Source organism: Candidatus Magnetaquicoccus inordinatus, from assembly GCF_004217665.1.
Lineage (GTDB): Bacteria > Pseudomonadota > Magnetococcia > Magnetococcales > Magnetaquicoccaceae > Magnetaquicoccus > Magnetaquicoccus inordinatus.
In genome coordinates this window covers 1-8920 of sequence record NZ_RXIU01000150.1, presented here as the reverse complement: position 1 = coordinate 8920, position 8920 = coordinate 1, and the positions used below count along the sequence as shown (strand labels likewise).

Below are 8920 nucleotides of genomic sequence, written 5' to 3'. Positions count from 1 at the left end.
TGCCCTGCAGCAGGGAAGGAGCGGCAATATGGGTGGACCAGGGTAAAAACATCCAGGAGAGGATGAGGGCGAGGCCCAGCAGGAGTACTCTTTTTTGTTTGCTGTGCAGCCAATAGGGTTTCCACATACGCACCTCACGCCAGATGGGTAAAATGACAAACCAGCCGATCTCCACCGCAAACAAAAATATTCCCACCGCCTTGATAAAAAAATGGTAAACCAAAACGGCAATACCCAGAAAGAGTATCAACCGATAACTCCAGGTCAACAAGGCAAAGAGGATAAAAAAATGGCGCAGAGAGGCTGTTGTGGTTTCTGGTGCAGGCAAGCGCAAGCCAAACAGCCATTCGCGCAGCCACCAGCGGGTATATTGAAACGAGCGTTCATGCAGATTGGCCATATTCAGCAGGTCGCAGAGGATAAAATAGCCATCAAAGCGCATGAACGGCGAAAGATTAATCGCCAAGGTGAGGCTCAAAGAGGTGACGCTCACCCAAAAGGCCAAATTTTTTGCCAGACCTGGTGGCAATATACTCCAGGCAAACAGTGCCAATACAGTCAAGATTGCTTCGGCAGCCACGCCCGCAGCAGCGATGCTTAGACGATGGGAGCGTTTGGCCAATTTCCATGCCTCTGTGGTATCGGTATAGAGTACCGGCCACATCACCAAAAATGCCACTCCCATTGTCGGCACCCGACAGTCGCAGCGTTTGGCAGCATAGGCATGGCCCAGTTCATGGATGATTTTGACGCTGCTCAAGGTGATTCCATAGGCCAACAATCCCTCGCCGTTGATATTGTCCAGAACCGTGCTCCAAAACAGATCCCACTGCCGCAATAAAAGCTGCATGCCTACCAGGAATAACGCCACCAATCCCCAACGAAACCAGGGTGAGAAGAGCCAGGTCAAGGATGGCAGGGTGCGATTGAGAAAGCCATCTGGCCGCCAGAGCGGAATGCGAAAAAAGAGATAGTGGTGTAACAGCCAGGTTGCCCAGTCACTGCGCATGGCTTGTGAGAGGCTGTACAGGCGTTTGCTGCCAACCGGATCATTTGGTCGTAGCAGTTGGTGATTGAGTAAAAAGAGTCGGACCTCGTCCACATCGTGCAGAGTCGCGGAGAGAGTGGTTTCACGGTTGATTGCGGCCACGATGCGTTGGGGATCGGCTTCCTGCCAACGACAGAGAATTTCAAACACCAGCCAACCGATGCGGTAAAAACTGTGGCGAGCAGGGTCGGCCAATGTCCAGGAGGGGGAACCATCTGCTGCCGCTGGTGCGGGATAGAGGCGCAGCTCCTCCCGCAAGGGCGGCAAGGTGTACTCTATATTCCCAACCATTGCCTGACCATGGCGATAGGGCGGCGCAGCATCCACCACAATACAGAGACCTGTTCGCCATCAATACGGGCAGTGCCTTTCCAGCCTACCTGGGCTTTGCCACTCTGTTGCTGCAAGGTGGCGCGTACCAGGTGGGCCATACTATGATCCGGGCGCAATTCCGCTTCATATGCCAACAGACGCACCGTTGCGGTCATGGGGTGCAAGGGATCAATATTCAAAAACAGGGTAACTGGCGCACCCGGAGCGATAGGGATCAAATCGCCCACGGCAAGCCATATTTCCACCTCTGTTTTATACTCTTCGGCGACGACCAGAATGCGTTCTCCGGTTACCACCGGTTTGCCAATCCAGCGCAAGGGGTCACTGAAAAGGGCCAAACCGGCTTGTTTGGCCTGAACTTTGGTGCGTTGCAACTGTTCGCGCAGCGCCTCCACTTCAATCTTTTTTTCTTCGGCCCGGCCTGCCAGAATGGTCAATTGTGCCTTGGAACGGGGATCCTGCAAGGCAATTTGAGCGGTAAGCTGGTATTCCGATTCGGCGATGGCATAGCTTTTTTCAGCCATGTCGAGGCGTCCGCGTACTATGGTGTCATCCAGATCCAGCAACGCTTGTCCTGGTTGGATTGTATCATTGGGAGAGACATGAAAACGGGCAATCACGCCATCCATGGGGGCGCGAATCACCTCTGGATGGATGGGTACCAGTTCAGCGGGGCCCAAGACGGAGAGAGAGACTGGCCAGGCCAAAAGAGCGGCCAGCAGAAGCAGAAAAGCAAACTTATAGCGACTCAGCCAGGAAAAGTGCCAACAACTTTGGCGGCGCGTATGATAATGCAAAGCAAAGGCATAACTTTCTGCCAAAACGGTCAGCAAAGCGCTCTCTTCCCGGCTGAAGGGCTCCTCGCGGGTCAAGAGCAGCCATGCCACTTTTTTGTCTGCATGTTGTAACGGCAGAAGGAGGGCTTGTGGTGGCAGCCATTCACGCCAATCCTGTTGCAATTGTTCAGGCAGATGTTCTCTCTGCAAAAAGGGGTAAAGCAACTCTTCTGCAGGTGAGAGAGAAAAATGGCGATAGAGCTCTTGAAGCCATAACACAAATGGCGCATTGGCATCTGGCATTGCCACGCCAGAGAGTGCCAGCACTTTGCCCTCACCATTCCATAATACAGCCTGTTGGTAGGGAAAGAGTTGATGGGTTTCATTGACAATGACAAACCACAACTCTGCTGTGGCGGCGCTCTGCCTGGCACGTTGTTCCAACTGTAACAACAGAGCCAAGGGGGAAGAGTGGGGAGTGTTGCTCATTGTGCAGCAGCAGGCAGATCCATAACGACCCTTCCGCTCATGCCCGCCAACAGACCAGGAACCGCCTGCATAAATTGTCCGTTAACCTTGATCGACTGACTGACCGCATCGACTTTGGCGCCGATACGGACAATTTTGGCTGAATAGGCTTGTCCGGTTTCATCCACATGCAGGGTAAAGGGGCTTCCTGTTTTGATCTGCTGCAGCCAGCGCGAGGGAGCAATAAACTCTACCTCCAGGTTGGAGTCATCCAACAACTCCAGCAAAGCTTGTCCAGATTGGACAAATTGATGAGGCCGTGCTTTCCATTCGACGATACGACCGGAAAAGGGGGCGGTGATGGCACATTTGGCAACAGTTGCTGTCATCACTGCCACTTCGGCACGAGCTTTGGCCGCTTCGGCGCTGGAGGTTACCACCTCCAGTTCGCCGACGGACTTTAACTGCAGCAATTTGCTGTTGACCTCCCGAAGCTTTTCGGCAGCGGTCAAGGCGGCACGGGCCTTTTCCAACTGAGCCCGTTGCAGCGAACAATCCAAGGAGGCCAACAGGTCGCCGTTTTTGAAGCGAGCTCCCTCTTCCAAGGGCAATTTTTCCAAGCGTGCGGGCAGTTCACTGGAAATGGTTGTATATTGCTTGGGCAAAATTTGCGCACGCAAGGTGTTGGCCTGCAGAGCAGTAGGCAGATCTGCAGCACGCACCTCTGTCCCGTACAGCAAGAGAGCTCCCAGCATGAGCAATCCAGAGAGCAGCCAAGAGATCATGATTGTGGGGCCAACATGTTATAATTCATCCAGGCGTTTGTGCCAATGCGCAACCATTGGCCATCGCCGGAAAGCTCCAGTACGGTAAGCGGATCACCGGGATGCAAGAGACGCACCTTCTCAAACTTTCTGCCTGGTCCATGACGTACCCAGGTGTTGCGTTGGACTGTGCCCTTGCGACCAATGAGTTGAGTGTTGGTGCTCGCAGAACGAGGTGCTGTTTGCGGCATAGCCTCATTGGCATCGGCCAAGGCCGAGACCAGAGCTGACTGAACATCTGCTTCTGCAGAAGTGTCGTTTTGTGCAGAGGAGCGCTTTGTTTGCAGATCAGAGTGGCTGTTTTGCGCAGGGGTGCCGGGTGCTTGCTTATTCTCAGTGCGGGAGCGCTCTTGATTGGGCATGCTTGCCGCTTGTTTTTGCGCAGAGCTGCCTTGTAGCCATTGTTCCACCCGTTTGCTCAAATCTTCCAGAGTCCCTTCCTGGATGGTGCCCACCTCGGGATCCTGTCCCACCGTGGCCATCATTTTGCCAACTGCCGATTGCAGTTGCGACAAGGCCAAATAATAACGCAACTCAGCCAGGATGGCATTGGTCTCGCTGGCGATGCGGTCCAGTACACTTTGTGCATCCTGGGCAGCTTTGTGGCCGGTATGTTGGGCAATATCCTTCTCCACCCGGAACAGCGCTTCACTGCGTTGCAACTGGGTGCGGGCCGCCTCATACTGGCGATGGGCAATATGCACCTGCATCAACAAAGCCATGCGCAGAGCTTGCCGTTTGGTCTGGGTAACCGTTTCATTGGCCTCGGCAAAGGCCAACTGATCGGGTGCCGACAAGAGATTCAGCAGATTCAAAGAGACACGAATGCCCGCTTCATTCCACTCCTGGTGCATGGCAAAGGAGTTGTCATCATATTGATGGCTCATATTGATGCTGATACCCGGCAGCAGTTTGAGCAGGGCTTTGCGATTTTCTGTGGCGGTGATACGCGATTGATAGGCCATCTCGCGCATATCGGGTTGCCGCATCAGGGCAGACTCCTCCATATCTGCCAAGGGCATTTGCCAGTCGTTGACGGCCAACCCATCTTTGGGAATTGCCAATTGCAAAGGTGTACCAGGGGGCAGAGTCATCATGGCGGCCAGTTCCACTTTGGCCGTAGAGAGCTCTTGCTGGGTTGCCTCCAGTTGGCGCAGCGTTTCCAGCAGGGTTTTCCGATAGCGCAGAGATTCCAGAGGGGAGCGCAACTGACTCTTTTCCGCCTGCTGGGCATCGGCCAAGGCGCTTTCGGCCAGTTTGACCGTGGCTGCTACCCGTGGTGCCAACTGTTGCGCAGCCGCTGCCCTCCAGAAAGCTGAACGGGACTCTTGCACCAGGTTGTGCAGCACCTTGCGCTCCCGTTCCTGGGCAATCAACTGCCGGTCGGCATTTTGCTTGGCATTATAATAGCTGACTCCAAAATCAAGCAGATTCCAGGTGAGTCCCAAATCGGCAGTGATTCGTTCGCGATCTTGCGAGGTGGAGCGTTCAGGTAACACGGCACCGGTGGCAACCGAATAGCTGCTGGAGGCATTCATGTTATCCCGACCGCTATAGCCGGCGGAGGTGGTCAGTTTGGGCAGGGTGTCAAACTTGTCCAGATCCAGTTGCCGGGTAGCCAATGCTGCTTCCATCCGTTTAACCCGATGGTCCATATTATAGCGCAAAGAGCGGGCGATCACCTCTGACAGGCTCAAAGGGTGATCCACAGCCTCGCGATTGGCAAACATGGCGGTTAAATCCTGCTCTTTCTGGCTGACCAGCTCCTGATTGGTCAATTTTTGTGGTTGCACGGCACAGCCAGCAAGGATGGCAGAGAGCAGCAATAGGGAAGATTTGCGAGCTATTTTTTTAATTAATAATGGAATCATATATCCTCACACAATCAATATAACATGCGTTAATCAGGAGTTGTAATGACTTGCCAGCAATTGTGCGCTTGCTTGTTGCAAAGCGTTATTGCGTAGCAGCCATCCTTCTCTGCCAGCCCAGGCCAACTGTCTGGATATTCCTGTCGTTCCAGCAAACCTATGTTGGCTTGGTACCTCTTTGCCAAACCTGTTTTGCTCTAGCATAACCCAAAAGAGGTTCTCTTTGCTACGTTCTGATCGAGGTCTATCGGTTTTTTCCGGTAAATTTTTTTCGGTGTTGTCCCCCTCTTTGTTACCAATTTTGACGCGAAAGATGGAGACAACCATTTTGCCTTGATTATCTTGGGCAACAATCTTGATTGCAATCTCGGTTTTGGTGCCGGGAGGAGCTGTGCCTTCAAATTTGCCTTTTATCGGATCAAAAGAGAGCCAGTTGGGCAGGTTGGCACCATCGGCCTGAGAGGCCGCCAGAGTGACCTGGGCATTGGCATCGCTATGGCTGAAGGCATTGGCGGGAATCGCCATGCTGATGGAGCCGCTCTCACCCACCGCAACATCCTGAATGGTGCGATTGACTGCCAATCCGCCATTCTCCCCGGTCGCCGGGGAGACGGCAACCGCAAAACCACCTTGATGCGTGCTGGTCATTTTGCTGCCCGCAGTGAAGGCAGGAACAGAGGCTGTATTGTCGGCTATCGTTGCCGGAGGAGGGGCTTGCGGAGTGGTAGCAGGCACCGCTGCTGGGAGCGCAATAGAGGGGCTCTTGTTGCTGTCCAGAAAAGCTGTGCTGAACGAGGAGGTGTTGTTGGTTGCCGTATCGCCTGTTTTAAGTACCGTCGGGGTATAATTGGCATTGGTCATGGTCACCACGGGAGCATTGGCACCATCTCCCATTGATGGTAAACCCGCAGTGGATTTAAAGGTGTGCGGCGCTTTTTGGCCGTCGTTGGATGTGGTCGTATTGCTGTTTTTGTCGCTGGTCAGAGGAGCGGGTGGTGTTGGAATAGGGGCTGGTTGTGGGGGTGGGGGTCGGGTTACTGTCAGTTGAAAGGTTTGTACCGGGCTGCTTGCGGCACCGTTGCGGGCTGTACCACCGTTATCCTGCAGTTGTACACTGACAGTGGCCACGCCATACCCTAACTGTGTGGGGGTGTAGGTGAGTGTGCCGCTGCTGTCAATCGAGGGTTGTACGCTAAACATCTCATTACGGTTGTTGGTAACGATAAACTGCCAGCTTTGCGTGCTCTCATCTGCCGGTCCGCTGCTGATGGCGGTTGCCCAGTGGGGAACAGTAATGGGATTTGCTGTCTGCATGAGCGTTTGATCGCCCCCTTTGACAAAAGTGGGAGCGTCGTTCACCGCATCGATGGTAATGGTTGAGGAAACTGTTGCTCCACCTAGATAAAGGTTATTGGCGCCGCTGGCTGCCTGCACAGTAAAGACAGCATTGCCCCCGTTATCGCTGTTGCGGTTGGCGGTGGGCCGAAAATAGAGGTTGGTGGTCGCGCCTGCAGAGGCAACAAAGTCACCATTGTTGACCGCCACTGTATAAGCGGCATCGCTGTAGAGACTGCCCCCGCTGATGCCGGAAATCTTATAATAGCTGGTTTCGCTGCCATCACCGGCGGCGCGGGTGATGGCGATGGCACCACTGTCGCTGTCTTCGTTGATGGTTGGACTGGCGACGCTGGGGGTGTCGGCGATGGCAGTCAGGGTAATGGTCGAAGTGGCTGTTGAGCCCCCCAGATAAGAGCTGCCATTGCCGGTCGCCGCCTGCACAGTGAAGGAGCCATTGCCACCGGTAGTGCTGTTGCGGTTGCTGGTGGGACGAAAATAGAGATTGGTTGTCGCTCCGCCAGAGGCAATAAAATCGCCATTGCTGATGGTGCTGCTATACCCGGCATCGCTGTAGAGCGTCCCCCCGCTGATGGCGCTGATTTGGTAGTAGGTCAGTTCACTGCCATCATTGCCGCTGCGGGTGATGGTGATAGCGCCGCTGTCGGCATCCTCGTTGATGGTCGGACTGGCCACAGTTGGCGTCTCTACCGTGGTATCGACGACAATGGCCTTGCCATAGCCCAGAGAGCCACTGCTGGCTGTTGCCGCCAGGGTCAGGGTGGCGCTGTTGCCTGCTGTATCCTTGATGGTGCCGCCATTCAGGGCCAAGGCGTTTGTGGTGCCATATTCGAGATCACTGCTGCCATCGCCTGCTTGCACGGTATAGGTAAACACCAGGGCGGTGCTGCCGGAACCGCTGGCATAGCTGGCGTTGCGATCCGTTGTGCCGGTCTCCAGAGTGATATAAGGGGTGCCACCTGTGGTGACCACACTCACCGTTTCGGAAAAGTGGATGGTGACATTGATCACATCACCGCTTTTGTAACGACCATCAGCGCTGGTGGAGGTGACAGAGCTGACCGTTGGTGCCGTGGTATCAATCAGGATGGCTTTGTTGTCGCCCAGAGAGTTGGCGGCTCCGGGGGAGGCCACAGTCAAGGTGGCATCATTACCGGCACTATCCTTGATGGTGCCGCCATTCAAGGCCAAGGCGGAGGTGGTGGTATAATCAAGATCACTGCTGCTATCGCCCGCCTGCACGGTATAGCTGAAAACCAGGGTATTGCTGCCGGAGCCGCTGGCATAGCTGGCGTTACGGTCGGTGCTGCCGGTTTCCAGGGTGAGATAAGGGGTGCCGCCGCTGCTGTCCACAGTGATCGCCTCGGAAAAGGTGACGGTGACATTGACTGTATCACCCGCCTTGTAAGAGCCGTTGGCGGTGGTAGAGGTGACCGAGGAGACGCTGGGGGCAGTGGTGTCGATCACGATGGCTTTGTTGTGTCCCAGAGAGCTGGCAGCGCCGGGCGTGGGGAGTGTGAGCACGGCATCGACGGCAGAGCCATTTTGCAGCGTGCCGCCATTGCTATTCAAGGAGGAGGTGGCCACATAATCCAGGTCGCTGGTGCTGTCTCCGGCCTGCACAGTATAGGCAAAGGTGAGAGTGGTGGTGCCGGAGCCGCTGGAATAGGTGGCGTTGCGGTCGGTGGTTCCCGTCTCCAGAGTAAGATAAGGATTACCGGTCACGGTAATGGCTTCCGTGAAGGTGACAGTTACATTGACCGTATCCCCGGCTTTATAGGAGCCGTCGGCAGTAGAGGCGCTGACCGCGCTGATTGAGGGAGCCAAGGCGACAATGATATTTTTGGCATTGCCCAGAGAGTTGGCGGCACCCGGTGTGGCCAGAGTCAGGGTGGCATCATTGCCGGCACCATCCTTGATGCTGCCGCTGTTCAGAGCCAGGGCGGTGGTGGCGGTATAATCCAGATCGGTGGTATTGTCCCCACTTTGCACGGTATAGGTAAAGACCAGGGCGGTTGTCCCATATGCGCTAACATGATTATCGAAACTTATTGTTGAGCAGTGTGGATGCGTGTATAATGCAACCACTATGGATGCGAATACGATATTTCTGGATGAAAATTGGGAATTTTTACGTTCCTTGTTTCCCACTGGTTGGGAGGAACTGGCCCGTGAGACGAGGGCGATTCTGCAATATAAGGGAGATGTGAAGTCGGTATCTAATTGGATGCGCATTTTTCTGAT

The 8920-nt window shown here is 54.6% G+C and carries 5 protein-coding genes; all 5 read right to left on the bottom strand.

Annotated elements, in window-relative coordinates; translation table 11 throughout:
- On the bottom strand, positions 1-1378 hold a 1378-nt coding region (locus EJP87_RS11035; RefSeq protein WP_338140537.1), incomplete at its 3' end, for a site-2 protease family protein.
- A complete protein-coding gene (locus EJP87_RS11030) occupies positions 1324-2646 on the bottom strand; it encodes an efflux RND transporter periplasmic adaptor subunit (RefSeq protein ID WP_130471930.1) in 1323 nt (440 codons plus the stop codon). The genes EJP87_RS11035 and EJP87_RS11030, both read right to left, overlap by 55 nt.
- Positions 2643-3380, bottom strand: coding sequence for an efflux RND transporter periplasmic adaptor subunit (locus EJP87_RS11025; RefSeq protein ID WP_130471929.1), 738 nt, complete (start codon positions 3378-3380; stop codon positions 2643-2645). The genes EJP87_RS11030 and EJP87_RS11025 overlap by 4 nt, the downstream gene beginning before the upstream one ends.
- Positions 3381-3406: 26 nt before the next feature.
- Positions 3407-5320, bottom strand: a complete 1914-nt coding sequence (locus EJP87_RS11020; protein WP_130471928.1) for a TolC family protein — start codon at positions 5318-5320, stop codon at positions 3407-3409.
- 33 nt (positions 5321-5353) lie between these two features.
- Complete coding sequence (locus EJP87_RS11015) at positions 5354-8668, bottom strand: hypothetical protein (protein WP_130471927.1); 3315 nt, start codon at positions 8666-8668, stop codon at positions 5354-5356.
- Positions 8669-8920: the final 252 nt, after the last annotated feature.

Coding starts and splice junctions, on each gene's coding strand:
- EJP87_RS11020 (WP_130471928.1), bottom strand. CDS start 5,320: ATGATTCCATTATTAATTAAAAAAATAGCTCGCAAATCTTCCCTATTG.
- EJP87_RS11025 (WP_130471929.1), bottom strand. CDS start 3,380: ATGCTGGGAGCTCTCTTGCTGTACGGGACAGAGGTGCGTGCTGCAGAT.
- EJP87_RS11030 (WP_130471930.1), bottom strand. CDS start 2,646: ATGAGCAACACTCCCCACTCTTCCCCCTTGGCTCTGTTGTTACAGTTG.